Annotated in this window: 25 protein-coding genes; 8 read left to right on the top strand and 17 right to left on the bottom strand. The window is 64.3% G+C overall.

What is annotated here, in order from left to right; translation table 11 throughout:
- Positions 1-3: 3 nt before the first annotated feature.
- Positions 4-1,101 (bottom strand): efflux RND transporter periplasmic adaptor subunit, encoded by a 1,098-nt coding sequence (locus FHW92_RS07505; protein WP_246869994.1) that lies wholly within the window; start codon positions 1,099-1,101, stop codon positions 4-6.
- Between the two features lie 65 nt (positions 1,102-1,166).
- Between FHW92_RS07505 and FHW92_RS07500 the strand changes: the two genes are divergently transcribed.
- The 5 genes from FHW92_RS07500 to FHW92_RS07480 all read left to right on the top strand — a co-directional run bounded on the left by FHW92_RS07500 (position 1,167) and on the right by FHW92_RS07480 (position 4,674).
- Complete coding sequence (locus FHW92_RS07500) at positions 1,167-1,853, top strand: response regulator transcription factor (RefSeq protein WP_246869993.1); 687 nt, start codon at positions 1,167-1,169, stop codon at positions 1,851-1,853.
- Positions 1,850-3,190 (top strand): HAMP domain-containing sensor histidine kinase, encoded by a 1,341-nt coding sequence (locus tag FHW92_RS07495; RefSeq protein WP_168602618.1) that lies wholly within the window; start codon positions 1,850-1,852, stop codon positions 3,188-3,190. Before FHW92_RS07500 ends, FHW92_RS07495 begins: the two co-directional genes overlap by 4 nt.
- A gap of 26 nt (positions 3,191-3,216) precedes the next feature.
- Positions 3,217-3,534 (top strand): CidA/LrgA family protein, encoded by a 318-nt coding sequence (locus FHW92_RS07490; protein WP_168602617.1) that lies wholly within the window; start codon positions 3,217-3,219, stop codon positions 3,532-3,534.
- Positions 3,527-4,219, top strand: coding sequence for an LrgB family protein (locus tag FHW92_RS07485; protein ID WP_168602616.1), 693 nt, complete (start codon positions 3,527-3,529; stop codon positions 4,217-4,219). The genes FHW92_RS07490 and FHW92_RS07485 overlap by 8 nt, the downstream gene beginning before the upstream one ends.
- 116 nt (positions 4,220-4,335) lie before the next feature.
- The gene (locus FHW92_RS07480; RefSeq protein WP_349237655.1) at positions 4,336-4,674 is read left to right on the top strand and encodes a PilZ domain-containing protein; all 339 of its coding nucleotides are present in this window, start codon (positions 4,336-4,338) and stop codon (positions 4,672-4,674) included.
- A 1-nt stretch (position 4,675) separates the two neighbouring features.
- Here FHW92_RS07480 and FHW92_RS07475 read toward each other — a convergent pair whose 3' ends face one another.
- The 4 genes from FHW92_RS07475 to FHW92_RS07460 form a co-directional block, all read right to left on the bottom strand.
- Positions 4,676-5,101 (bottom strand): hypothetical protein, encoded by a 426-nt coding sequence (locus FHW92_RS07475; protein WP_168602615.1) that lies wholly within the window; start codon positions 5,099-5,101, stop codon positions 4,676-4,678.
- A 118-nt stretch (positions 5,102-5,219) separates the two neighbouring features.
- Positions 5,220-6,632 carry a dihydrolipoyl dehydrogenase gene (lpdA, locus tag FHW92_RS07470; RefSeq protein ID WP_168602614.1) on the bottom strand — a complete coding sequence of 471 codons (1,413 nt, stop codon included), beginning with the start codon at positions 6,630-6,632 and terminating at the stop codon, positions 5,220-5,222.
- 5 nt (positions 6,633-6,637) lie between these two features.
- Complete coding sequence (locus FHW92_RS07465) at positions 6,638-7,027, bottom strand: acyl-CoA thioesterase (RefSeq protein WP_168602613.1); 390 nt, start codon at positions 7,025-7,027, stop codon at positions 6,638-6,640.
- A gap of 1 nt (position 7,028) precedes the next feature.
- Positions 7,029-8,309: a pyruvate dehydrogenase complex dihydrolipoamide acetyltransferase gene (locus FHW92_RS07460; RefSeq protein WP_168602612.1), complete on the bottom strand. Its 1,281-nt coding sequence runs from the start codon at positions 8,307-8,309 to the stop codon at positions 7,029-7,031.
- Between the two features lie 292 nt (positions 8,310-8,601).
- Here FHW92_RS07460 and FHW92_RS07455 point away from each other — a divergent pair, with 292 nt between their 5' ends.
- Positions 8,602-9,072, top strand: a complete 471-nt coding sequence (locus FHW92_RS07455) for a universal stress protein (protein WP_168602611.1) — start codon at positions 8,602-8,604, stop codon at positions 9,070-9,072.
- Here the strand turns inward: FHW92_RS07455 and FHW92_RS07450 are convergent.
- The 10 genes from FHW92_RS07450 to dnaK all read right to left on the bottom strand — a co-directional run bounded on the left by FHW92_RS07450 (position 9,069) and on the right by dnaK (position 21,403).
- Positions 9,069-11,336, bottom strand: coding sequence for a VacB/RNase II family 3'-5' exoribonuclease (locus FHW92_RS07450; protein ID WP_168602610.1), 2,268 nt, complete (start codon positions 11,334-11,336; stop codon positions 9,069-9,071). The genes FHW92_RS07455 and FHW92_RS07450 overlap by 4 nt on opposite strands.
- 104 nt (positions 11,337-11,440) lie before the next feature.
- The gene (locus tag FHW92_RS07445; RefSeq protein ID WP_168602609.1) at positions 11,441-12,748 is read right to left on the bottom strand and encodes a M20/M25/M40 family metallo-hydrolase; all 1,308 of its coding nucleotides are present in this window, start codon (positions 12,746-12,748) and stop codon (positions 11,441-11,443) included.
- A gap of 44 nt (positions 12,749-12,792) precedes the next feature.
- Positions 12,793-13,212, bottom strand: coding sequence for a lysozyme inhibitor LprI family protein (locus FHW92_RS07440; protein ID WP_168602608.1), 420 nt, complete (start codon positions 13,210-13,212; stop codon positions 12,793-12,795).
- On the bottom strand, positions 13,212-14,774 hold the full coding sequence (proS, locus tag FHW92_RS07435; protein ID WP_168602607.1) for a proline--tRNA ligase: 1,563 nt from the start codon (positions 14,772-14,774) through the stop codon (positions 13,212-13,214). The genes FHW92_RS07440 and proS overlap by 1 nt, the downstream gene beginning before the upstream one ends.
- A 132-nt stretch (positions 14,775-14,906) precedes the next feature.
- Positions 14,907-15,488 carry a polyhydroxyalkanoate synthesis repressor PhaR gene (gene phaR / locus FHW92_RS07430; protein WP_168602606.1) on the bottom strand — a complete coding sequence of 194 codons (582 nt, stop codon included), beginning with the start codon at positions 15,486-15,488 and terminating at the stop codon, positions 14,907-14,909.
- 100 nt (positions 15,489-15,588) lie between these two features.
- Positions 15,589-16,035: an iron-sulfur cluster assembly scaffold protein gene (locus FHW92_RS07425; RefSeq protein WP_172249227.1), complete on the bottom strand. Its 447-nt coding sequence runs from the start codon at positions 16,033-16,035 to the stop codon at positions 15,589-15,591.
- A gap of 1 nt (position 16,036) precedes the next feature.
- Entirely contained in the window at positions 16,037-16,630 is a 594-nt protein-coding gene (locus tag FHW92_RS07420) for a CvpA family protein (RefSeq protein ID WP_168602605.1), read from the bottom strand.
- Between the two features lie 12 nt (positions 16,631-16,642).
- Positions 16,643-18,019, bottom strand: a complete 1,377-nt coding sequence (gene radA, locus FHW92_RS07415) for a DNA repair protein RadA (protein WP_168602604.1) — start codon at positions 18,017-18,019, stop codon at positions 16,643-16,645.
- A gap of 285 nt (positions 18,020-18,304) precedes the next feature.
- On the bottom strand, positions 18,305-19,438 hold the full coding sequence (gene dnaJ / locus FHW92_RS07410; protein WP_168602603.1) for a molecular chaperone DnaJ: 1,134 nt from the start codon (positions 19,436-19,438) through the stop codon (positions 18,305-18,307).
- A 60-nt stretch (positions 19,439-19,498) separates the two neighbouring features.
- The gene (gene dnaK / locus FHW92_RS07405; protein WP_168602602.1) at positions 19,499-21,403 is read right to left on the bottom strand and encodes a molecular chaperone DnaK; all 1,905 of its coding nucleotides are present in this window, start codon (positions 21,401-21,403) and stop codon (positions 19,499-19,501) included.
- Between the two features lie 23 nt (positions 21,404-21,426).
- Here dnaK and FHW92_RS07400 point away from each other — a divergent pair, with 23 nt between their 5' ends.
- The gene (locus FHW92_RS07400) at positions 21,427-21,708 is read left to right on the top strand and encodes a hypothetical protein (RefSeq protein WP_168602601.1); all 282 of its coding nucleotides are present in this window, start codon (positions 21,427-21,429) and stop codon (positions 21,706-21,708) included.
- A gap of 86 nt (positions 21,709-21,794) precedes the next feature.
- On the top strand, positions 21,795-22,301 hold the full coding sequence (locus FHW92_RS07395) for a copper chaperone PCu(A)C (RefSeq protein ID WP_246869991.1): 507 nt from the start codon (positions 21,795-21,797) through the stop codon (positions 22,299-22,301).
- Positions 22,302-22,385: 84 nt separating this feature from the next.
- Here FHW92_RS07395 and FHW92_RS07390 read toward each other — a convergent pair whose 3' ends face one another.
- Together FHW92_RS07390 and grpE are read right to left on the bottom strand one after the other, a co-directional pair.
- A complete protein-coding gene (locus FHW92_RS07390) occupies positions 22,386-22,646 on the bottom strand; it encodes a hypothetical protein (protein ID WP_168602600.1) in 261 nt (86 codons plus the stop codon).
- A 73-nt stretch (positions 22,647-22,719) separates the two neighbouring features.
- Complete coding sequence (grpE, locus tag FHW92_RS07385; RefSeq protein WP_168602599.1) at positions 22,720-23,235, bottom strand: nucleotide exchange factor GrpE; 516 nt, start codon at positions 23,233-23,235, stop codon at positions 22,720-22,722.
- Positions 23,236-23,252: the final 17 nt, after the last annotated feature.

The raw sequence follows: 23,252 nt of genomic DNA, 5'->3' as shown, positions 1-23,252 counted from the left end.
GGATCAGGCCCCTGCGAAAATGGCTTTGAGTTCGGCCACGCCCTTGGTGACCACCTGCGCATGGGCGTCGAGCCCGCTGCCGATCACCATCCGCCCGCTGCTTTCGCCCGCGACCTTGACCACCTGACGGCGGAAATTCTTGCCGTCGCGGACAAAGACCACATCTTTGCCATCGACATTGGCCACCGCCGTGCGCGGAACGCTGACGCCCTTGGTCGTTTCGCCTGCTGCCTCGATGATCGCCGTCACGCCCTTGCCCGGCACCAGCCCCGCATCGCCCGCCACGCTGGCCCGCGCGACCAGAGAACGCGTGACCGGGTCGAGCGAGGCGCCCACGGAGAGCAATTTGCCCGTCACGCGCCGCCCGTCCTGCTCCACCGCCACCGGCATGCCGGGGCGCAATTGCCCCGCCAGCCTTTGCGGCAATTGCAGATCGAGCCGCAGCGCCGCGATATTTTCCACCACAAAGGGCGCGCCATCGGTGCTGACCGCGCCGCCGGTTTCCACGCTGACGCTGGCCACGCGGCCCGCGATGGGCGAGCGCAAAGTCACCGTGCCGTCGCGCGAGGCGCCGCCCAGCGCCAGCAGACGCCGGTTTTCCGCCAAGGTCGCCTGAACCGCGCGCAGGTTCGCCACCGCTTCCTCGGCGCGCGAGGGGGCGATCACGCCCTCCTTGGCCAATTGGCTGAGGCGGGCGGCATTGGCCTGCGCCACGGGCAATTCGGCCTGCGAACGCGCCATCGCCCCGCTGAACTGCACCGATTCGGCCGCCTTGACCACGCCCAGCACCGCGCCGCGCGCCACCTCCTGCCCCGGAATCACCAGCACCTTGACCGCCGTGCCGCCAAAGGGAGACGTCACCGCCACCCGCGCCTCAGGCGGAAGGGACACCGTGCCCGGCACGCTGGCCAGCGGGATCGGCGCATCGCCCTGCGCGGGCTCGACCGTAATGCCCAGTTCCTTGACCTGCGCATCGCTGAGCGCGACCAGATCGCCCTTGGGGCTGGGCGCTTCGGGCGCGGCCTCTTCGGCGCTACGCGAACAGGCGGAAAGCAGGGCGAGTGCGGCACCAGCGGCCAACAGGGAGTTTTTGCGCATCATGGCCGCCGCCATGGCGCACAAAGCTGACAGGAACTTGTCAGTTTCGTGTGGCAGGTCCAATAGTCATGAAACATACAGACATGGGGACTCGCGGCTTGCGGCTGTTGTTGATCGAGGATGACGGCGAATTGGCAAGCCGCCTGAGCAATCGCCTGCGCGATGCGGGCTTTGCCGTGGATGTCGCCGGGTCGCAGGCCGATGGCGAAGGCTGGCCCGATCTGGACAAGATCGCCGCGATCATCCTCGACCTTGGCCTGCCCGACGGCAACGGGCTGGATCTGCTGCGCTATTGGCGGGGGCGGCGGGTCGATTGCCCGGTGCTGATCCTGACCGCGCGCGGCAGTTGGCAGGACAAGGTGGAGGGGTTGAACGCCGGGGCCGACGATTTCGTGGTGAAACCGGTGCGGTTCGAGGAATTGCTGGCGCGGCTCCATGCGCTGCTGCGCCGCCACAGCGGCCAGCGCGCGCAATGGATCGAGGCAGGCGGCGTGCGGCTCGATCCGGTGGGGCGCAATGCCGAGGTGGATGGGGAAGCTCTAGCGCTGTCCAAACAGGAATTCCGCCTGCTGCAACTCTTTGTCCGCCGCCCCGGACAGGTGCTCTCGCAAGGCGACATTCTCGAACATCTCTATGACCTTGACGCCCAGCGCGACCTGAACGCCATCGAGGTCTTGGTCAGCCGTTTGCGGCGCAAGGTGGGCACGGCGCGGATCAAGACCCTGCGCGGGCTTGGCTACAGGTTTGAGGCATGAAGCGCGTGCTGATCCCCGCCCGCTTTGCCGCGCACAGTCTGCGGCTGCGGTTTCTTTTGGCGATCCTGCTGTGGGTGGCGCTGGGCATCGGCGGTATCTGGTATTCGGCCACGCGCGTGTTCACCCGCCATATCGAGGCACAATATCATGACGAACTCTATGGCCATGTGCGCGAACTGGCCGGATTGGTGAACATTTCAAAGGACAGCCATCTCTCGCTCTCGCGCCCGCTGTCCGATCCGCGCTATCTGGAGCCCATGTCCGGCTATTACTGGCAGGTTTCGGTGCATAAGGGCGACCGCATCCATTCGGCCTCGATGGTGCGCGGCGTGATTGACGAGGACATCGCCCATTCGCCGGAGATTTTCCATTCCATCGACAATGGCCCCACCGGCAAGACCATCGCCTATGGCTTTACCGGGTTCACCCCCGACGGGCGGATCGTCCATTACGTCATCGCGGTCGACAAGCGCTATCTGGATCAGGCCATCGCCAGTTTCACCCGCGAGCTGACGCTGTGGCTGACCGCGCTGGCGGCTGCATTGTTGATCACCGGCTATGCGGTGGTGATGTTCGGCCTGCGCCCGCTCAACCGTCTGGCCACGGCCATCGGTCAATTGCGCGAAGGCACCAGTGCCCGGCTTGAAGGCGCCTATCCTTCGGAAATCGCGCCTCTGGTCGAGGATCTCAACGCCTATATCGCGGGCAATGAGGCGGTGATCGAACGCGCGCGGGTCGAGGCGGGCAATCTGGCCCATGGGCTGCGCACGCCGCTGGCCGTCATCACCGACGAGGCCGAAAGGCTCGCCCGCCAGCCCGAGAGCGCCAGAGCCGCGCGCGCGCTGCTCGATCAGGCGCATGTGATGGTGCAGCAGATCGACTTTCGCCTGGCGCGCACGCGTTCGGCGGCGGGCGCCCGCGCCTCGCTGCGGGTCAGCCATTTGCCCGAGGCGGTGCTGCCCATTCTCTCGGCCATGCGCAAATTGCATCCGGACTGCGCCTTTGACCTGTCGGCCCCCGCGCCCGTGCGTATGGCGATCGACCCGGTGGACCTGTCCGAACTGGTATCCAACCTGCTGGACAATGCCGGGAAATGGGCTCGGCGCCGCGTGGTGCTGACCATCGCCGAAGGGCCGCGCATCCGCGTGGAAGACGACGGCCCCGGGATGAGCGAGGAGCAGATCGCCCGCGCCTGCGAGATCGGCAGCCGGTTCGACGCCGATATGCCGGGCAGCGGCCTTGGCCTTGCCATCGCCCGCGACATTGCCGAAGCCTATGGATTGCGGCTCAGGCTTTCTTCGCCGCCCGGCGGCGGCCTGGTGGCAGAACTGACATGAGGACTATCTGGCAAATTGCTCTGATCATGGCTTTTTATGGCGCTGGCGAATTCACCGCCCGCCTGACCCATGCCCCCCTGCCCGCCAGTGTGATCGGTCTGGCGCTGATCCTGATCGCGCTGCATCGGCGCTGGATCAAACCGGGGCAGTTGCGCGATGGGGCGCAAGGCCTGCTGGGGCGGATGCTGTTGTTTTTCGTACCCGCCGTGCCGGTTCTGATCGAGCATCGCGAATTTGTCAGCATGTTGGGGGTCCGCCTGATGCTGGCAGTGGCCATTGGCACCGTTTTGGTGATGGTCGTGACCGGCGCGGTGGTGCAGATGGTGGCACGCGCCGATGATTGATTGGGCCGCAACTGCCCTGTGGTCAGCCATCACGCTGGCCAGTTTTGCGGTAACCCGCGCCGTGCATCGGCGGCGGCCGCGCTGGTGGCTGATGCCGCTGATCACGGCGCCGCTGGGGATCGCGCTGATTTTGCTGGTGTTTCATGTGCCCTATTCCACTTACCGCGCCGGAGCGGGATGGCTGTTGTGGATGCTGGGCCCGGCGGTCACGGCCTTTGCGGTGCCGATCTATGACCAGCGCGCGATGATCCGCCGCTATTGGCGTTCATTGCTGGCCGGGATGATTACGGGCAGCGCTACATCGTTCATCTCGGGCTGGGCGCTGGCGGGCGTGTTGGGCATTGATGGGCCGCTGCGCCTCTCGCTGCTGCCCCGCTCGGTCAGCACGCCTTTTGCCATGGCGATTTCGGCGGAAATCGGCGGCATGCCGGATATCACCGCCGTTTTTGTGATCGCCACCGGCATCCTCGGCGCGCTGTTGGGCGAAGCAGCGGTGAAGCGCGGCATCCCCTCGGGGCGAACGGCACAAGGGGCCATGATCGGCGTGGCCGCCCATGCCATCGGCACCGCACAGGTCCAACCGCTCAACCCGCGCGTGGGGGCCGTGGCGGGGCTGGCGATGGTGTTGACCGGACTGCTCAATCTGGCGCTCGCGCCATTGGCTCTTTGGTTTCTGCGTGGTTAATTTTTTCCCGGCAGTTGCTGCCAAAACCGAGGCGAACCGAGCGGGCGCGCGGTAAAACTTTCCGCCCTATTAACTTATTACGCCTATCATCCGGCGCGCGATGGAGGCTGATTTTCGTGAATAGACAAGGTTATCATAATTTTGGAAAATCGGATTCCGGCGGCAAGGGCGGCCGCGGAGACAATCAGCGCGTCGATTTGACCGCCGTTTGCGAAGTGCGACAGGGCATGGCCGAATGGCGCCGTGTTACGCTGGACGAACTGTCACCGGGTGGCTTTCGCATTAACCGTTTTGGCGAGGCGGACCCCAGTCAGCCCCTGCGCATCCGCATTCCCGGCCTGCAAATGCTCTCGGCGCGGATCGTCTGGCAAAAGGATGGCGCGATCGGCTGCGCCTTTGCCGCGCCGCTGCACGAGGCGGTGTTCGCCCATGTCACGCGCAGCCTGACGCGCTGAATTATCGGGTCTTGCGGCCAAATCGGCGCGTCGGAAGCGGGTGTCGCACCGCGCGAGGCACCGCCACCGGCCGCGGCATCATACTGGAACGGCGCGCCAGATGGCAGGCGATGATCTGATCCGGGTCCCAATCGCCTGCCTCATCGGCCCTGCTCTGCGATGCCGCCGCCCTGTGGCGCCCGCGATCGCGCAGATGCAGGATCAGCGCGACAAAGCCGACGAACAGCCCGGCCCCCACCAGCCCCAGAACCAGCAGCATTCCCCCCGTCGAGGCCCAGGCCATATCCGCAATCTGTTTGAGATCGAACATCATCGAAGAGATGCCCCAGAACGCGGCAAAGCCCAGCGCAAACAGATTGCGCAGCATCGAACCCACAGTATCGAACAGGCTGAACATCACTAGCACCTCGCCCGCAAGGTCTAACAAGGCTTGGTTAATGACGCGCTAACCCTAAACGGCAAACCTCGTAAAAATACGGTGAGCAACAAAAAAGGGGCAGAAAGCCTTCGCTTCCCGCCCCTTTTGCCAATGGTGATGCCCGCGATCAGATATGCAGCGCCCGGCCATAGGCGGCCAGCGTCGCCTCATGCATCATTTCCGACAGGGTCGGATGCGGGAAGACGGTGTTCATCAATTCCTGCTCGGTGGTTTCCAGCGTCTTGCCGACCACATAGCCCTGAATCAACTCGGTCACTTCCGCGCCGATCATATGCGCGCCCAGCAATTCGCCGGTCTTGGCATCGAACACGGTCTTGATGAAGCCTTCCGGCTCACCCAGGGCGATGGCCTTGCCATTGCCGATGAAGGGGAAATTGCCGACCTTGAGCGTGTAACCGGCTTCCTTGGCCTTGGCCTCGGTCAGGCCGACGCTGGCCACCTGCGGGTGGCAATAGGTGCAGCCCGGAATGTTGCGGCGGTCAAGACCATGCGGATGCACGTCCTTGTTGCCCAGTTCCTGCGCGATGGCTTCGGCCGCCGTCACGCCCTCGTGGCTGGCCTTGTGCGCCAGCCAGGGACCGGGCGTTACGTCGCCGATCGCCCAAACGCCCTTGACGCCGGTGCGGCCATAGGGGTCGGTGGAAATGATGCCGCGGTCGGTCTTGATGCCCAGCGTTTCCAGACCGATGTTCTCGGTATTGGCGACAACGCCCACGGCCACGATCACATGGCTGAACTCTTCCTCGGTCACCTTGCCGTCGGGGGCCTTGATCTTGGCCTTCACGCCCTTGGCGTCGGCGACCAGACCTTCCAGACCCGTCTTGGTGCGGATCTTGAAGCCCTGCTTGGTCAGCGACTTTTCAAGGAAGGCCGAGACATCGGCGTCCTCGGCCGGAACAATGCGGTCGGCCATTTCGACCACCGTGACGTCCGCGCCCAGATCATTGTAGAAGCTGGCAAATTCGATGCCGATCGCGCCCGAACCGATGACCAGCAGCTTGGTCGGCATTTCCTTGGGCGTCATCGCATGGCGATAGGTCCAGATGCGATTGCCGTCGGCAGGCGCAAAGGGCAGATCGCGCGCACGCGCGCCGGTCGCCACGATGATATGCTTGGCGGTCAGCGTCTCGGCGCCCTTCTCGCCGGTCACTTCCAGCTTGCCGGGGGCCAGCAGCTTGCCGGTCCCCATGTGGACGGCAACCTTGTTCTTCTTCATCAGATGCGTGACGCCCTGATTGAGCTGCTTGGCCACACCGCGCGAACGGGCCACCACAGCGGCCAGATCGGCGGCAACGCCCGTGGCCGATAGGCCATAAGCCTTGGCATGCTGCATCTGGTGAAACACCTCGGCGCTGCGCAGCAGAGCCTTGGTCGGGATACAGCCCCAGTTGAGGCAGATGCCGCCCAGATTTTCGCGTTCCACAATCGCGGTCTTGAGGCCCAGTTGCGCGCAGCGGATCGCCGCGACATAGCCACCGGGGCCCGAACCCAGAACAATCACATCATACGCTTCAGCCACGTTGTTTACTCCTGAACCACCGGGCGGGGCCGCCCGGCGTCATCGACAGCCACAAAGGTGAAGCTCGCTTCGGTCACCTTTTGCGCCTCGTGTTGAAAACGGTCGCGCCGCCATGCCTCGATGGCAATCGTCATCGAGGAGCGGCCCACCTTGCGGATTTCACCATAGACCGAAACCTCATCGCCGACCTTGACCGGCTTGAGGAATTGCACGCCATTCATGGCGATGGTCACGGCCCGGCCGCGCGAATGCCGCGCGGCCAGCAGCCCTGCCCCCATATCCATCTGACACAGCAGCCACCCGCCGAAAATATCGCCATAGGCGTTGGCATCGGCGGGCATCGCGGTGACCCGGATTACCGGTTCAGTGGCGGGGCGCAGGGTCAAGGCCTCCATCTCAGGCCAGCAGGCCCAGCGGATTTTCGACCAGTTCGCGGAAGGCGGCCATCAGTTGCGCGCCATCGGCGCCGTCAATGGCGCGGTGGTCAAAGCTGCCCGTGGCGCACATCGCCGTGGCCACGCCCAGGCTGCCGTCTTCCAGCACCCAGGGGCGCTTTTCACCGGCGCCAATGGCCATGATCATGCCCTGCGGCGGGTTGATGACGGCTTCGAACTGCTTGATGCCCATCATGCCCATGTTCGACAGGCTGGCGGTGCCGCCGATGAACTCGGTCGGGGCCAGCTTGCCTTCCTTGGCGCGCTTGGCCAGATCGGCCATGCCGGTGCTGATCGCGGCCAGACCCTTGCCCGAAGCGTCGGTGATGATCGGCGTGATCAGGCCATTGGGGATCGAGACCGCCACCGACACGTCGGCGCGGGCATATTGGCGCAGCGTGTCGCCCGCAAAGGCCACGTTGCACTGGGGCACCTGCGTCAGGGCAACGCCCAGCGCCTTGATCAGCATGTCATTGACCGACAGCTTGACCCCGCGCGCGGCCAGCGCCGCATTCAGTTCGCCGCGCAGCTTGAGCAGAGCATCTAGGCGGATATCCACGGTCAGGTAGATATGCGGCACCTGCTGCTTCGATTCCGTCAGGCGGCGCGCAATGGTCTTGCGCATGGTCGAGAGCGGCAGATCCTCATGCGGGATGCCAAAGTCGGGCAGGGCAGCGGGCGCCGAGGGAGCCGGAGCCGCCACAGGCGCGGGAGCAGCAGCCGGAGCCGCCGCCGCAACAGGCGCCGCCGCGCCGGGCTGCGCGCCCTCGACGTCGGCCTTGACGATGCGACCATTGGGGCCGGTGCCCTTGACGGCGGCCAGATCGACGCCCTTCTGTGCGGCAATCCGCTTGGCCAGCGGCGAGGCGATCACGCGGTCGCCGCTCTTGACCGGAGCAGCAGCCGGGGCCGGGGCGGCCGCGACCGGTGCGGGCGCCGCAGCAGCGGGAGCCGCCGGAGCAGCAGCAGCAGGCTTGGCCACCGGAGCCGAGGCATCTTCGCCTTCACCGGCCAGCTGGGCGATCACGGTGCCGACCTTAACATTGTCGGTGCCTTCGGGGATTTCGATGGCGACAATCGTGCCTTCGTCCACCGCTTCGAATTCCATCGTAGCCTTATCGGTTTCAATCTCGGCCATGATATCGCCAGCGCTAACCGTATCACCAACTTTAACCAGCCAGCGGGCCAGTTTCCCCTGCTCCATCGTGGGAGACAGAGCGGGCATCTTGATCGAGATCGGCATGAGGGCTTCTCGTCCTTATGGCTAATTTTAGAATCGGTCTGCTTCTGCCGGGGATTGCACCAATCGGCAAGATGCTTAGGCCGAATAGGAATGTGCTTGATGGCTTAACCCACAAAACTTATGCCCTGCAGGCCCCCGGCGACAAGCCCAAAAGCGACCCTTCGCGCTTCCTGCGCGGTCAAATTGCGTCGCGCGCGCGTTTGTGTCATCACCGTGCATCACGGGATTTCCGGTTCAAACAGCCAGGAATTCGGTTCAAGGGGCCGGAAATTCGGTTCAAGAGGATTGTGCGATGCGTGTCTATCTGGTGATCGTGGATGAAACCGACGAAGCGCGCGTGGCCCTGCGCTTTGCCACGCGGCGCGCGATCAAGACCCAGGGACAGGTCCATATTCTGGCCCTTGTGCCACCCCAGCCCTTTTCGGCCTTTGGCGGCATTCAGGCCACCATCGAGGAAGAGGCCCGCGCGCGCGCCGAAACCATCGCCGCCGCCGCCGCGGGCAGCGTCCTGTCGCAGGCGGGCCATATGCCGGTGATCGCGGTGGTGGCGGGCGAGCCGGTCAAGGCGGTGCGCGAATATCTTTCGCAACACAGCGAAGTGGCCGCCCTCGTGCTGGGCGCGCCTGCGGGCGCCGGGGCATCCGGCACAGGTCAGGGGCCGCTGATCGGCCACTTTACCGGGGCCGGGCTGGGCGCCCTGTCCTGCCCGTTGTTCATCGTGCCGGGCGGCATGGATGAGGCGGAGATCGACCGCCTCAGTTAACGCCTTTTGCCCTGATGGCGGATATTGGCGGGTCGCCCGCGATGGCCCACGAGATGGCTGCCGCGGCGCTTCAGCCCGGCCTTGTCCGGCAGAGGCACACCGCCCCGCTTCTCGATCCGGCCCTGCCCTTCCTCCGGCTCGAGCTTCAACGCGCCCGTCAGCGCATTGGCCTCGGCCAGACGCAGGCGGACCCGATCGCCGATGGCAAAGACCGTGCCGGTGGATTCACCCACCATCCGCTGGCCCTTTTCATCATGGTGGAACCTCTCGTCGCCCAGCACCGAGACCGGCACCAATCCATCGCCGCCCAGCCCGATGATCGTGGCAAACAGGCCGAAACGCTGGACCCCGGTGATCCGGCAATCGAACATTTCGCCCACATGCATCGAGAGCCATGCCGCGACATAGCGGTCCACAGTCTCGCGCTCGGCCACCATGGCGCGGCGTTCGGCGGTCGAAATCGCATCGCAGATCCGCGCCAGATCCGAACGGTCGCGCCCATGCAGGCCCGAGAGCGCGGGCAGATCGCCCGATGGCGCGGGCTGCTCCAGATGGAACGCATCGACCAGCGCGCGATGCACCAGCAAATCCGAATAGCGGCGGATGGGCGAGGTGAAATGGGCATAGGACCCCAGCCCCAGCCCAAAGTGCCCGGCATTGCGCGGGCCATAATAGGCCTGCGTCTGGCTGCGCAGCACCGCCTCCATGATGAGAGCCTTTTCGATCTCATCATCAATGCTTTTCAGCATCCGGTTAAACAGCGCGGGCGTAATCACCTGCCCCAGCGCCAGCTTGCGCTCGAACGTGGCGAGGTAATCCTTGAGCGCGATCAGCTTTTCGCGGTTTGGCGGCTCGTGGATGCGATAGACCACCGGGGCGGCCTTGCTTTCCAGCGCCTTGGCCGCCGCGACATTGGCCGCGATCATGAAATCCTCGACCACGCGATGCGCGTCCAGCCTTTCGCGCACCGCCACCGAAGCCACCCGGCCCATCTCGTCCAGCACCACGCGGCGCTCGGGCAGATCGAGTTCGAGCGGGTCGCGGCTTTCGCGCGCCTTGGTCAGCGCCTTCCAAGCACCCCACAGGTTGACCAGATGAGGCGCGGCCTCGCTCTCGTCGATGCGGCGCTGGGCCTCCTCATAGGTGATCACTTCGGCGATCCGCACAATCGCGCGGGTAAAGCGGAAGGAGGTCATCCGCCCTTCGGCATCAAAGGTCAGATGGCAGGCCATGGCCGCGCGGGGCGCGCCGGCCTTGAGCGAGCAAACGTCCGCCGAAAGCACCTCGGGCAGCATCGGCACCACGCGGTCGGGAAAATAGACCGAATTGCCGCGCTTGCGAGCCTCGCGGTCCAGCGCGCCGCCGGGGCGGACATAGAAGGAGACGTCGGCAATTGCCACCACCGCGCGCCAACCGCCCTCACCATCGGGTTCGGCCCAGATCGCATCGTCATGGTCGCGCGCGTCCACCGGGTCGATGGCCACGATGGGCAGATGAGTCACATCCTCGCGCTGCTCCTGGCTCAACGCCTGGCGCGCCGACAGTTCGGCCTCGGCGATCACCTCGCTGGAGAAGATATGCGGCAGGCCATGCTTGTGGATCGCGATCAGGCTGAAGCTCTTGGGCGCCAGCGGATCGCCCAGCACGGCCACCACGCGCACACCCGCGCGCGGGCTGCGCCCGGCCGGTTCGGCCATGACCAATTGACCCTCGACCGCCCCGCCCAGATCGGAGATCTGCACCGCATGGCGCTCGCGCTTGTCGATGGGGGCCAGCCAGCCTTTGCCCGCGCCGTCGATCTCGACCACGCCCATGATGCCCTCGGCATCATTGGGCAGCTTCTTCATCGGAAAGGCCAGCCAGCCTTCGGTCGTTTCCTCGGTGCGGCTCAAAATCCTGTCGCCGGGCTTGAGCGCGCCCACGCCGCGCATCTGCGGCCCCTTCTTCTGGGCCACGCGCTGTTCCACCACGGTCAGGCGCGGCGGAGCGCCGGCATCGTCCGGCTCCCACTTGTCGGGCACGGCAATCGGCAGGCCATCCTCGACGCCCACCACGCGCAAAACGGTCACCTTGGGCACGCCGCCCATGCGGTGATAGGCGGTGCGCTTGCCGTCGATCAGGCCCTCCTCGGCCATATCCTTGAGCAGCGCCTTCAGCTCGATCTTCTCCGCACCCTTCAGGCCAAATGCCTTGGCAATCTCGCGCTTGCCCACCTCATCGGCGGCGTTGGCGATAAAGTCCAGCACCTGCTGGCGGGTGGGCATGCCCGGCTCCATCTTGCGGACGGAAAGTTTGCCGGGTTTGCGCGGGGGTCGTTTGTCAAAGGCCATATCGGATGCCTTGGCCCCAAAGCGCGCGCATTACAAGCCTAGGGCGCCGGGCGCTCATACGAACCGCCGGGCAGAGCGCTGGCAATCGGGCTTTGCGCGCCATTGGCCCCGACCGCCGAAACACCAAGGAACCAGTCATCGCCGCGCAGGCCTTTGAACGTCATCGCGGTGTTGCCGGTGGTGGCAAAGGGCTTGGCCTCCCACCCAGCGGCATCGGTCCGGCGGCGCCAGATGGCGTAAGAAGTCGCGCCGGGAACCGCGCTCCATTTCAGATCAGTGTCGGGCGAAACGGCAATTTTCTGGGAAACCGTCGGCGGCATGGGCGCCGCGGCAATAGCGCTGGCCGCACGGATATTAAGCGCCGTCACGCGGGCCAGATAGGGAAAGTCCATGAACTCGATCGTGTCGCCATACTGGACGGCCCCTTCCCGGCGGATATCCTGATGCTGGTGATCATAATTTTCGACCGCCACGGTGAGGCGCACGGCGGGAAAGCCCTTCTCCTCAAAGGGCAGATGATCGCCCCCGCGCCCCACCCTGTCGGCGCGCCACACCTGCCGCACGGCCAGATCTTTGGCGGACAGCCCGGCGATAAAGCGCGAAAGGTTGCGGCTGGGGCTGTCATTCTCGCCCCCTTCGCGGCGCTGGGCGGCGGTCAGTTTCGCATCGGCATTGGCGCGCGGCCCTTCGGAAAAGACGCGGATATGCGTGTCATCCACCAGCCCGTCCGACCCGCGCGTATTACCGACAATGTCATTGTTGAGCACCGCCTTGACCTTCCACCCCCGCTCTGCCGCGACATCGGCCAACAAGCGGCCGCCCAGCAGGCCCTGCTCCTCGCCCGAAAGCACCGCGTAAACCACGGTGGTGGGGAATTTGCGCTGCGCCATGATCCGCGCCGCCTCCAGCACCAGCGCCACGCCCGAGCCGTCATCATTGGCGCCCGGCGCATCGGCGGTGGCGTTCATCACATCCGAGACGCGCGTGTCGATATGGGCCTGAATGATGGTCACTTCGTCGGGCCGCTCAGTGCCCTTTTGAATGGCCACGACATTGACCAGACGCGCGGGCGTGGGAATCCGGGCGCTGGTCACCATGCGTTCGGGCAATTCGATGGAGAGGCAGCCGCCGCATTGCGCCCCGATGGCGCGGAATTGGTCCTCGGCCCATTTGCGCGCCGCGCCGATCCCCCGTTTGGGATCATCCTGAGCGGACAAAGTATGGCGCGTGCCAAAGCCCACCAGCGAAGTCACCGTGGCGCGCAGGCGATCAGGCGAAGGCGCCGCGTTTTGGGCGAAAGCGGCGGCGGGCAGCAGGGCGGCGGCGATGAGCGTGTGGCGGATCATGGCGGCGAATGTGCCATGCCCACGCCCCCGCGCAAGGGGGCAAACTAGCGTAGTTTTTCCAGCCAGATGGTGCGGCGGATCGTCTCGTCCACCATGCAGGAGCTATATTCGATGGCCTCCAGCGAACCGCCCTCGGCTTCCTTGGATTGCAGCAGGCAATGCTTTTGCCGCTCGGCAATCCATGCGCGCTCGGCGCTGCGCAACGCGGTCTGGCGCGCGGGCGGCAGGCGTTTGAACATCACCGCCCATGTTGCGTTCAAACGCGCATCCTGCCGCTTCATCTCTTGCGCATTGCACTGGTCATGCAGGATCGTGTTGAGATCGCGGCGCGCCAGGCACCGCCGATAGGGCGACGAATAGCGCGCGTCGATTTCCGGATGGCTGGGCGCCGGATCGGCCAGCGTCAGGATCGGCCCAAAGGAATAGGCCGGAACCGTTGCCGCGAGAACCAGCGCCAGCAGCATCAATAGGCCCGCGCGACGTAGATGCGCTCAACCGCCGCTTCGCCGGTGAAGGGGCAGAGACCTTCGGCGGGCGCGGCGTCGAGCGCGGTGTTGCGGATGGTGAGCTTCAGCGCCTTCAACTGCTCGACCACCTTTTCCAGCGCATCGCCGGTCGGGCGGCTCCAGTTGAGTTCGACCCAGCCCGGATAGCGCTTGTCCTCGGCAAAGAACTCGGCCACCTGATCCAGCGTGGTCAGGCCGCGCGTGATATTGGCGTCGCGCTTCTCGGTCGCTTCGCGGTGCAGGCTTGCTTGAATATCCTCCAGCAGCGCGGCGGCCCCGGCAACGAATTCCTCGCGGCTCTGACCCACGAAATTGGTCTTGGCGTCCTCGCGCCAGATGCGGTCGCGGCGCAGCGCGGACACCATGCCGCCCGCCGCATCGCGCCCGCCGATTTCCAAAATGATCGGCGCGCCCTTCTTGACCCAGGCCCAGCGCTTTTGCGTCGCCTTGCCGGGGCGCTTGTCGAGCAGCACGCGGATCGGTTCGCCCAGGGCCGAGAGCTTGAGCAATTCGCGGCGGATTTCCTCGCAATAGGCGAGCAGCGCCTCGTCGCCGTCATCCTCGCGCAGCATGGGCAGGATGATGATCTGATGCGGGGCAATCGCGGGCGGCACCCGCAGACCGTCATCATCGCCATGCGTCATAATGACGCCGCCGATCATGCGGGTCGAAACGCCCCACGAGGTGGTGTGCGCCAGTTCCTGCGCGCCTTCCTTGCTCTGATAGCGAATGCCCGCCGCCTCGGCAAAACCGGTGCCGAGGTAATGGCTGGTCCCGGCCTGCAGCGCCTTGCCATCCTGCATCATCGCTTCGATGGAATAGGTCGCCACGGCGCCGGGGAAACGCTCGTTCTCCGGCTTTTCGCCCGCCACCACCGGCATGGCCAGTACGTTTTCGGCAAAGCTGCGATACATTTCAAGCGCGCGCAGCGTTTCTTTCATTGCATCATCGCGGTCGGCATGGGCGGTATGCCCTTCCTGCCACAGAAATTCGCTGGTGCGCAGGAACATGCGGGTGCGCATTTCCCAGCGCACGACATTGGCCCATTGGTTCACCATCAGCGGCAAATCGCGCCACGATTGCACCCAGCGCGCCATGGCCGCGCCGATCACCGTTTCCGACGTGGGGCGCACGATCAGCGGTTCTTCCAGCTTGGCCTCGGGATCGGGGATCAGCCCGCCCTTGCCGTCGCCGATCAGGCGGTGATGGGTGACGACCGCCATTTCCTTGGCGAAACCCTCAACGTGATCGGCTTCCTTGGAAAAATAGCTGAGCGGAATAAATAGCGGGAAATAGCAATTGTCGACGCCCGCTTCCTTGATCGCGGCATCCATGATCTTCTGGATGCGTTCCCAGATGCCATAGCCCCACGGCTTGATGACCATGCAGCCGCGCACGCCGCTTTCCTCGGCCATCTCGCCTTCGGAGACGACTTGCTGATACCATGCGGCGAAATCATCTTCGCGCTTCACGGTCAGGGCGTGGCGGATCTGGGCGGGCTTTTGCGTTTTCTGATTCATGGCGCGCAGCGTTTAAGCAAGGCGCCGAAAAACGGGAACCGGTTTTTTGCAAAAAACGCCGGGATGGGCGAAATTCCCTGCCCCGGCCCCGCAATATGCCCGGCGCAGCCACCGCTGCGCCCGGCGAAATGCTTACTTGGCCAGCTTGTCGAGCATCTTCTGCATTTCCAGCATCTGGTTGCGCAGCGCGTCGATTTCCGATTTCGTGCCGGTTTCGGCCTCCGGCTCGCGCGCGGGTTCGGCGGGCTTGGGCGGCGTGCCGTCGGTGCCGGGCATGAAGGCGGCGGCGGCGGCCTGGAACATGGCGATGTTCTGCTGGGCCAGACGGGCCAGCGGATTGCTCTCCATACTGTCCTCAAACGCCTTGCGCAGCTTCATCTGGTTGGCGCGGAACTGCTCCATGCTGGCTTCGAGATAATGCGGGATCAGGCCCTGCATCGAATTGCCATACATGCCGATCAACTGGCGCAGGAAATTGACCGGCAGCATCTGCTCGCCGCTGGCCTCTTCCTCCATGATGATCTGTGTCAGGATCTGATGCGTGATATCAGCGCCCGACTTGGCGTCCAGCACACGGAATTCGACGCCTTCGCGCGTCATCTTGGACAGGTGATCGAGCGTGATATAGCTCGACGACTGGGTATTATAGAGACGCCGGTTAGCGTATTTCTTGATGATAACCGTGTCGCTTTTGCCTTCTGCCTTTTCGGTCATGCGCCCTCGCTCCTCCCAGAGTTGTAGCGCACGCTAACACCGTATGGCGGTGCGGTGCAACATATTGCTGCTGCGCGGCAGTGGTTTGTCACAATTGCATTTATGCGATTTCGCCTTCGCCATTTGCAAAGCTGGAAAATGCCTGCAACACAGCGCGCCAGCCCAGCAAAATCGCCCCGTGGCGGCCCGGAAATGCGCGCGCCGGGGCGATGGCGGCAAGGCCCGGCCAGTCAGGCAGATCCCCCTCGCCCGCCAGCCAGCGCATGAGATCGGCCTCGGCGCGGGCAAAATCACTTTCGCCGCGCCCGATGGCGGCATCGGCCATGATTGCGCCTGCCGCCTGCCCGATCGCGCAGGCCTGCGCGGCAAGACCGATCCGCGCGATCCGGCCCTCGGTGTCCAGATCGATCCCCACCTTCATCGTGCTGCCGCAACTCGCCGAGCGCGCCGCGCCTTGCAGGGTCAGCGCATCATCCCAGCGATGTCGGACCAGCCCTGTCGCCAGCATCAACACCTCAGGCGTATAGAGAGCGGCAACCGAGGCCATCTCAATCGACCGCGCGATGCGTCTTGCGCCTGGCGTGAGTCGTCGGCGTGTGAGTCGGCCCGGGACTGGGCTCGACCTCGTCCTTGGCGCGATCCTCGGCGGCCTCGCGGCGGCGCTGCGAGATCATCTTGACCATCGCCTCGCTGCTGGCATCAATGAAATTATACGTGCGCGAGTGGGTGATCCAGCCGGGCCGCCCCTTCGGGCCCCAGATCGTGTCATAGGCCAGAATCAGCACCGAATAGCCCAGCACGATAATCAGCGTGCCCTTGACCGCGCCAAAGCCGAAACCCAAAACCCGGTCCACCGGCGCCAGCGCCGAGGCGCGGCTGGCTGTGCCCAGATAGCGCGCCACCGCCCGTACCAGCACATAAGGCACGATCAGCAGCAAAAAGAACGCCAGCACGCTGGCCCCGCTTTCCGTACCGATATGGGGCGTCAGCACCTCGGCCAGCGGCGTGTGCAGCGTATGGATCGCAACAATCGCCACCGCGCCAGCGAAAAGCGAGATCGCCTCCTGCACAAAACCGCGCAGAAAGCCGAAGGTGGCGGCAAGGCCGACCACCACAAGCACAAGAATATCAAATCCGGTCATAGCCCAAGGGGGTTATTCGTCCCCCACGATGCGGTCAACGAGATTTGGCAGCAGGTTGATAGCGCTGTGCCGCATTTCGCAAGGCGTTTCCCCCGAACCGCCGCTTTCCTCCGGCCCATAGGCCCGCTCAAACCCCAGCTTGGCCCCCTCGCGCAGGCGCAGGCCGCCATGGGCCACCGGGCGGATTTCCCCCGCCAGCGACACTTCACCAAACCATATCGCCCGCGCGGGCAAAGGCTTGTCCGCCAGCGCCGAAACCAGCGCCGCCGCCACGGCCAGATCCGCAGCCGGATCGGCCAGACGATAGCCCCCCGCCACATTCAAATAGACCTCGCAGGCCGAAAAATTCAGCCCGCAGCGCGCCTCCAGCACCGCCAGCAGCATGGCAAGACGCCCATTGTCCCAACCCACCACCGCGCGCCGGGGCGTGGCCCCCGACTGCAACCGCACGATCAGCGCCTGAATTTCCACCAGTACCGGACGTGTACCCTCGATGGCGGGGAACACCGCGCTGCCCGGCACCGGATTTTCGCGGCCCGACAGGAACAGCATCGAAGGATTCGACACTTCCTCCAAACCCTTGCCTGCCATGGCGAAAACTCCGATTTCATCGACCGGGCCAAAGCGGTTTTTCAGGTTGCGCAGGATGCGATATTGATGGCTGCGCTCGCCCTCAAAGGCCATCACCACATCGACCATATGCTCCAGCACACGCGGGCCCGCGATATTGCCGTCCTTGGTCACATGGCCCACCAGCACCAGCGCCGCGCCATTCTCCTTGGCATAGCGGATCAGTTCGAAGGCGCATCCACGCACCTGGCTGACCGTGCCTGGTGCGCCCTCGATCTGGTCGGAATGCATGCACTGGATCGAATCGATCACCAACAGCGCGGGCGCCTCCATCCCGCCCAGCGTGGTCAGAATATCGCGCACAGAGGTTGAGGAAGCGAGCCGAATCGGGGCACTCTGCAAGCCGAGCCGCTCAGCGCGCAGACGGATCTGGCCCGGCGCTTCCTCCCCGCTGATATAGACCGCCAAGCCACCGGCCTGCGCCACTCTGGCGCTGGCCTGAAGCAAGAGCGTCGATTTGCCGATGCCCGGATCGCCGCCCATCAAAATCGCGCTGCCCGGCACAAGGCCACCGCCCAGCGCGCGGTCAAACTCGGCAATCCCCGTGCTGCGCCGCACCAGCCGGTCATCGGCCTTGTCCAGCGGTTCAAACAGGATCGCCCGACCGCCGCTCGACAGATCATGCTTGGCCGAAAACACCGTCTGGGGCGCTTCCTCGCTCAACGTGTTCCATTCGCCGCAATCGACGCATTGTCCCTGCCAACGGGTGGTGACGCTGCCACAGGAGGAGCAGACGAAGCGGCGTTTCGGTTTGGCCATGGGACGCATCGTAGGGAGAACAAAAGGGGAAATCAAGGGAGGAAAGTGGGCCTCCGGCGGGCCAAGGGTCTCGACCCTTGGCAATTCCATTGTTGGGGTGGTGTTTCAGAGGCAACCGAGAGCCACACCAAAAATAAAACCTGCGGCGCCGTTATGCTGCGCCGCAGGCTTTAAAATTCAAACACCGCGCCAGCCCCAAAGGCCGAACCACAACGCGACTTAGACAATAACGGGATTGCAAAGGGACCGAGTCCCTTTGCCCGCCGGAGGCAAAAACCCCCAGCCCTACTCCGTCAAATCGCTCCAGGCATCCTTCAACCGGTCAAAGAAACCCTTGGCTTCGGGACATTCCTCGCCCGTTTCGGTCGCCTGAAACTCGCGCAGCAATTCCTTCTGGCGCGCGGTCAACTTGGTCGGCGTTTCCACCGCCACCTCGACCACCAGATCGCCCATCCCGCGCCCGTTCAGCACCGGCATACCGGCGCCGCGCTTGCGCAATTGCTTGCCGGTCTGGATGCCTGCGGGAATGTCGATGACATGCCTGACGCCATCCATACCCGGAATCTCGATCTGCCCGCCCAGAGCCGCCGTGGTAAAGCTGATCGGCGCGCGGGTCAGCAGCGTCGTGCTTTCGCGGTCGAACACCGGATGGCGCTTGATGTGCAGGAAGATGTAGAGATCGCCCGGCGGCGAACCATTAGGCCCGGCCTCACCCTTGCCCGACAGGCGGATGCGGTTGCCATTGTCCACGCCCTTGGGGATCGCGACTTCCAGCTTCTGGCGCTGATCGACGCGGCCTTCGCCATGACATTTCTTGCACGGCTTTTCGATGACCTCGCCCCGGCCATGACAGGTCGGGCAGGTCCGCTCGACCATGAAGAAGCCCTGCTGCGCGCGCACCTTGCCATGCCCGCCGCACAGGTTGCAGCGGCGCTTGCCCGTGCCCGGCTCCGCGCCCGATCCCTTGCAGGGTTCGCAGCCCGTGGCCACTTCGACCTCGATTTCCACGGTCTTGCCATGAAACGCATCGTCCAGCCCGATTTCGAGATCATAGCGCAGATCAGCCCCGCGCCGCGCCTGTTGACGCCCGCCGCCGCCGCCAAAGGCGTTGCCGAAGATGCTCTCAAAAATATCGCCGATGTCGCCGAAATCGCCGCCGCCCTGAAAGCCGCCAGCGCCCGGTCCGCCATTTTGAAACGCGGCATGGCCGAAACGGTCATAGGCCGCGCGCTTTTGCGGGTCCTTCAGGCAATCATAGGCTTCGCTGATCTGTTTGAATTTGGCCTCGGATTCCTTGCAACCGGGGTTGCGATCCGGGTGAAATTTCATCGCCAGTTTGCGATAGGAAGATTTCAGCGTCGCCTCATTGGCATCGCGCGAAACTTCCAGCAGTTCGTAATAGTCGATTTCAGCCGACATTGCACATTTCCCCTGAAGAGAGGCCCGCCCCGTTCAGAGCGGGCCTCTTTCATCGCAACATCAGGCCTTCTTGTCGTCCACTTCCGAGAACTCGGCGTCGACCACATCGTCCTGCGCCGGAGCAGCGCCCGGAGAGGCCGCAGCAGCCTGTTCCTTCTCATAGATCGCCTGACCCATCTTCATGGCCTTTTCGGTCAGGGCCTGGGTCTTGGCGGTCATTTCGGCCGGATCATTGCCTTCGATGGCGGCCTTGGCATCGGCAATGGCGGCTTCGATTTCAGCCTTCAGCGAGGCATCGATCTTGTCGCCATTTTCCGCCAGCTGCTGCTCGGTGGCATGGACGAGGCTGTCGGCGTTGTTCTTGGCCTCGGCGGCCTCACGACGCTTCTTGTCCTCTTCGGCAAACTTTTCGGCATCCTTGACCATCTGGTCGATGTCATTGTCCGAAAGGCCGCCGCTGGCCTGGATCTTGATCTGCTGTTCCTTGCCGGTGCCCTTGTCCTTGGCCGACACGTTCACGATGCCGTTGGCGTCAATGTCGAAGGTCACCTCGATCTGGGGCACACCGCGACGCGCCGGCGGAATGCCGATCAGGTCGAAATTGCCCAGCATCTTGTTGTCCGCAGCCATTTCGCGCTCGCCCTGGAAGACGCGGATGGTCACGGCCTGCTGATTGTCATCAGCGGTCGAGAAGACCTGCGACTTCTTGGTCGGGATCGTGGTGTTGCGGTCGATCATGCGGGTGAACACGCCGCCCAGCGTTTCGATGCCCAGCGAGAGCGGGGTCACGTCGAGCAGCAGCACGTCCTTGACGTCGCCCTGCAGCACGCCCGCCTGAATGGCCGCGCCCATGGCAACCACTTCGTCAGGGTTGACGCCCGTGTGGGGTTCCTTGCCGAAGAATTCCTTCACGGCTTCGCGCACCTTGGGCATGCGGGTCATGCCGCCCACCAGCACCACGTCGTCGATCTGCGCGGCGGTCACGCCCGCGTCCTGCAGCGCCTTGCGGCAGGGTTCCATCGTGCGCGCGATCAGATCGGCCACCAGACGTTCGAGATCCGAACGGGTGATCGTTTCGACCAGATGCAGCGGCGTGGTCGCCCCTGCTTCCATGCGGGCGGTGATGAAGGGCAGGTTGATTTCGGTGGTCTGCGCGCTCGACAGCTCGATCTTGGCCTTTTCGGCCGCTTCCTTCAGGCGCTGAAGCGCCAGACGGTCGCCGCGCAGGTCCAGACCTTCCTTGGCCTTGAACTTGTCGGCCAGATATTCGACGACCTTGGTGTCGAAATCTTCACCGCCAAGGAAGGTGTCGCCGTTGGTCGACTTCACCTCGAACACGCCGTCGCCGATTTCGAGGATCGAGACGTCGAACGTGCCGCCGCCAAGGTCGTAAACAGCGATGGTCTTGCCATCGTTCTTTTCCAGACCATAGGCCAGCGCGGCCGCCGTGGGCTCGTTGATGATGCGCAGCACTTCAAGGCCCGCGATCTGACCCGCGTCCTTGGTGGCCTGACGCTGGGCGTCATTGAAGTAGGCGGGCACGGTGATGACGGCCTGCGTCACGGTTTCGCCCAGATACGATTCGGCCGTTTCCTTCATCTTCTGAAGGGTGAAGGCGGAAATCTGCGAAGGCGAATAGTCGGTGCCACCGGCTGCAACCCATGCATCGCCATTCTTGCCCTTGGCGATGGCATAGGGAACCAGTTCCATATCCTTCTGGGTCATCGGATCGTCAAAACGACGGCCGATGAGGCGCTTCACAGCAAAAATCGTGTTGTCGGGGTTGGTCACCGCCTGACGCTTGGCGGGCTGGCCGATCAGGCGCTCGCCATCCTTGGTGAAGGCCACGATCGAGGGCGTGGTGCGCGCGCCTTCCGAATTTTCGATAACCTTGGGCTTGCCCCCATCCATAACAGCAACGCAGCTGTTGGTGGTGCCAAGGTCAATACCGATTACTTTACCCATATCGTCGATCCCTAAGTCCAGTGTTGACACCACCCTTTGGCTTCCCGAAAAATCCGGCAAAGCGGCTCGATGGCTCGTTTGACTTGGCGGCATATAGGTGGGCTTTTGCGCCTAACAAGGGCCTTGGCGCGCGAAGCATCACTTCATCCACGACCTTGGCGCATTTTGCCGCTCATTTTCGGCGCGATCGGCATGGTTTTCCTTTTTGGATGGCCCGCCCGGCCCGTGATATTTTTGCTCCCCTGCGCCGCATTCGCGCGCGGGCCTGCGCGGTGATGCTTGGAAAGGCGCGCAAAATTGCCTAAACCTGCGCTCCGCAGCGATCCGCAAGCCGGACGTGCCGCCGCCCTTTGTGTCGCATCATGATCCAGAACCCAAGGATTGCCACCGGATGAAAAAGATCGCTTTGGCCCTTTGCCTGCCCCTCGCCCTGGGTGCCCTGTCGGCATGCAAGGGCGAGAAAAAGGCGCAGCCCCCCGCCGGTCTTTCGGCCATGGACGGCATGTTGGTCCATGATGGCCGCCTCGTCCTGCCTGCGGTCAAGGGGCGCCCGGCGGCGGGCTATTTCACCGTCTCCAATCAAAGCGGTTCGGTCGCCACCCTCACCGGGGTCAGCGTGGCCCATACCGGCAAGGCCGAGATGCATGTCACGCTCGACGGCATCATGGAGGCCGTGCCCCGGCTCGACATCGGTTCGGGCCAGAGCGTGGCCTTTGGTCCGGGCGGCAAACATGCGATGGTCTTCGACGTCTCGCCCGATCTCAAGGCCGGGGGAGCGACCGAACTGACGCTGACCTTTTCCGACGGGCGCAAGTTGACCGCGCCGATGCAGATCGAAGCGCCCGGCATGATGGGGTCGAGTATGACCGGACCGGGCATGGATCACTCCAAAATGTAATCGCGCACGCCTGCCCATTAAGGAAAAGCCCGCCTGTCGCGATGACAGGCGGGCTTTTCCTTAATGGGGCTTCCTCCGGCCCGTTCAGCAGCGAACGCGATATTCGCGGCCGCGATCATCCATGCGATAGCAATTGCCGTCGCGCTTGCGCACCGTCGAACCGGCCACACCGCCCGCCGCCGCGCCAATCGCCGCGCCGGTGGCTACATCGCCGCCCGACACACCGGCCACAACCGCACCGACGCCCGCGCCTGCCAGTGCGCCCTCGCCGCCATAGTTGCGGGCGCAGCCCCCGGTCATCACAAGAGCACCGGCCAGCACGCCCACCATCAGAAAATTGCGCATAACAGCCTCCTTTCCTCGTTACCAAGGAAAGGGCCAAGGCGGGGGAAAGTTCCACCCGCCCCGCGCGTCCTGTTTATTCCGGCTTTTTGGCCACGGCCACCATGGCCGGACGCAGCAGGCGATCCTTGATCGAATAGCCATGCTGAAGCACCTGAATCACGGTGCCGGGTTCGGCATCATGGGGCACTTCGATCATCGCCTGATGCTGATTGGGGTCCAGCGGCAGACCATGGGCGGCCACCTTCTGGATGCCATGCTGGCCAAACACCTTGTCCAACTCGCGGCCCGTGGCCTCGATCCCGGCCAGCAGCGCCTTCAGACGCTCATCCTCGCGCAGATCGGCGGGAATGGCGTCGAGCGCGCGCGACAGATTGTCGGCCACGCTCAGCATGTCGCGGGCAAAGCTGGTGCTGGCATAGGCGCGCGCGTCGGCAATGTCCTTTTCCAGACGGCGGCGCACGTTCTGCGTGTCGGCGCGCGCGTAAAGCACGTCATTGCGCGCGGCTTCCAGATCGTTTTCGAGTTGGGCGATGCGGGCGGCCAGATCGTCTCCGGCCTCATTTTGACCCTGCGTAGTTTCTTCCGTCATTGTTCCGATTATTCCAG

The organism is Novosphingobium sp. SG707, assembly GCF_012275515.1.
Taxonomy (GTDB): Bacteria; Pseudomonadota; Alphaproteobacteria; order Sphingomonadales; family Sphingomonadaceae; genus Novosphingobium.
This window is presented reverse-complemented; position numbering and strand designations above follow the sequence as displayed.

Bases quoted from the DNA above. Each gene is read 5' to 3' on its own strand.
- FHW92_RS07455 (WP_168602611.1), top strand. From the start codon at position 8,602: ATGCGTGTCTATCTGGTGATCGTGGATGAAACCGACGAAGCGCGCGTG.
- FHW92_RS07445 (WP_168602609.1), bottom strand. From the start codon at position 12,748: ATGATCCGCCACACGCTCATCGCCGCCGCCCTGCTGCCCGCCGCCGCT.
- FHW92_RS07390 (WP_168602600.1), bottom strand. From the start codon at position 22,646: ATGCGCAATTTTCTGATGGTGGGCGTGCTGGCCGGTGCTCTTGTGATG.
- grpE (WP_168602599.1), bottom strand. From the start codon at position 23,235: ATGACGGAAGAAACTACGCAGGGTCAAAATGAGGCCGGAGACGATCTG.
- FHW92_RS07450 (WP_168602610.1), bottom strand. From the start codon at position 11,336: ATGCCCACCCGCCAGCAGGTGCTGGACTTTATCGCCAACGCCGCCGAT.
- proS (WP_168602607.1), bottom strand. From the start codon at position 14,774: ATGAATCAGAAAACGCAAAAGCCCGCCCAGATCCGCCACGCCCTGACC.
- FHW92_RS07440 (WP_168602608.1), bottom strand. From the start codon at position 13,212: ATGCTGCTGGCGCTGGTTCTCGCGGCAACGGTTCCGGCCTATTCCTTT.
- phaR (WP_168602606.1), bottom strand. From the start codon at position 15,488: ATGACCGAAAAGGCAGAAGGCAAAAGCGACACGGTTATCATCAAGAAA.
- dnaK (WP_168602602.1), bottom strand. From the start codon at position 21,403: ATGGGTAAAGTAATCGGTATTGACCTTGGCACCACCAACAGCTGCGTT.
- FHW92_RS07460 (WP_168602612.1), bottom strand. From the start codon at position 8,309: ATGCCGATCTCGATCAAGATGCCCGCTCTGTCTCCCACGATGGAGCAG.
- FHW92_RS07465 (WP_168602613.1), bottom strand. From the start codon at position 7,027: ATGGAGGCCTTGACCCTGCGCCCCGCCACTGAACCGGTAATCCGGGTC.
- FHW92_RS07485 (WP_168602616.1), top strand. From the start codon at position 3,527: ATGATTGATTGGGCCGCAACTGCCCTGTGGTCAGCCATCACGCTGGCC.
- FHW92_RS07495 (WP_168602618.1), top strand. From the start codon at position 1,850: ATGAAGCGCGTGCTGATCCCCGCCCGCTTTGCCGCGCACAGTCTGCGG.
- dnaJ (WP_168602603.1), bottom strand. From the start codon at position 19,438: ATGTCGGCTGAAATCGACTATTACGAACTGCTGGAAGTTTCGCGCGAT.
- FHW92_RS07425 (WP_172249227.1), bottom strand. From the start codon at position 16,035: ATGGCCTCGGTTGCCGCTCTCTATACGCCTGAGGTGTTGATGCTGGCG.
- FHW92_RS07500 (WP_246869993.1), top strand. From the start codon at position 1,167: ATGAAACATACAGACATGGGGACTCGCGGCTTGCGGCTGTTGTTGATC.
- FHW92_RS07505 (WP_246869994.1), bottom strand. From the start codon at position 1,101: ATGATGCGCAAAAACTCCCTGTTGGCCGCTGGTGCCGCACTCGCCCTG.
- radA (WP_168602604.1), bottom strand. From the start codon at position 18,019: ATGGCCAAACCGAAACGCCGCTTCGTCTGCTCCTCCTGTGGCAGCGTC.
- FHW92_RS07490 (WP_168602617.1), top strand. From the start codon at position 3,217: ATGGCTTTTTATGGCGCTGGCGAATTCACCGCCCGCCTGACCCATGCC.
- FHW92_RS07420 (WP_168602605.1), bottom strand. From the start codon at position 16,630: ATGACCGGATTTGATATTCTTGTGCTTGTGGTGGTCGGCCTTGCCGCC.
- FHW92_RS07395 (WP_246869991.1), top strand. From the start codon at position 21,795: ATGAAAAAGATCGCTTTGGCCCTTTGCCTGCCCCTCGCCCTGGGTGCC.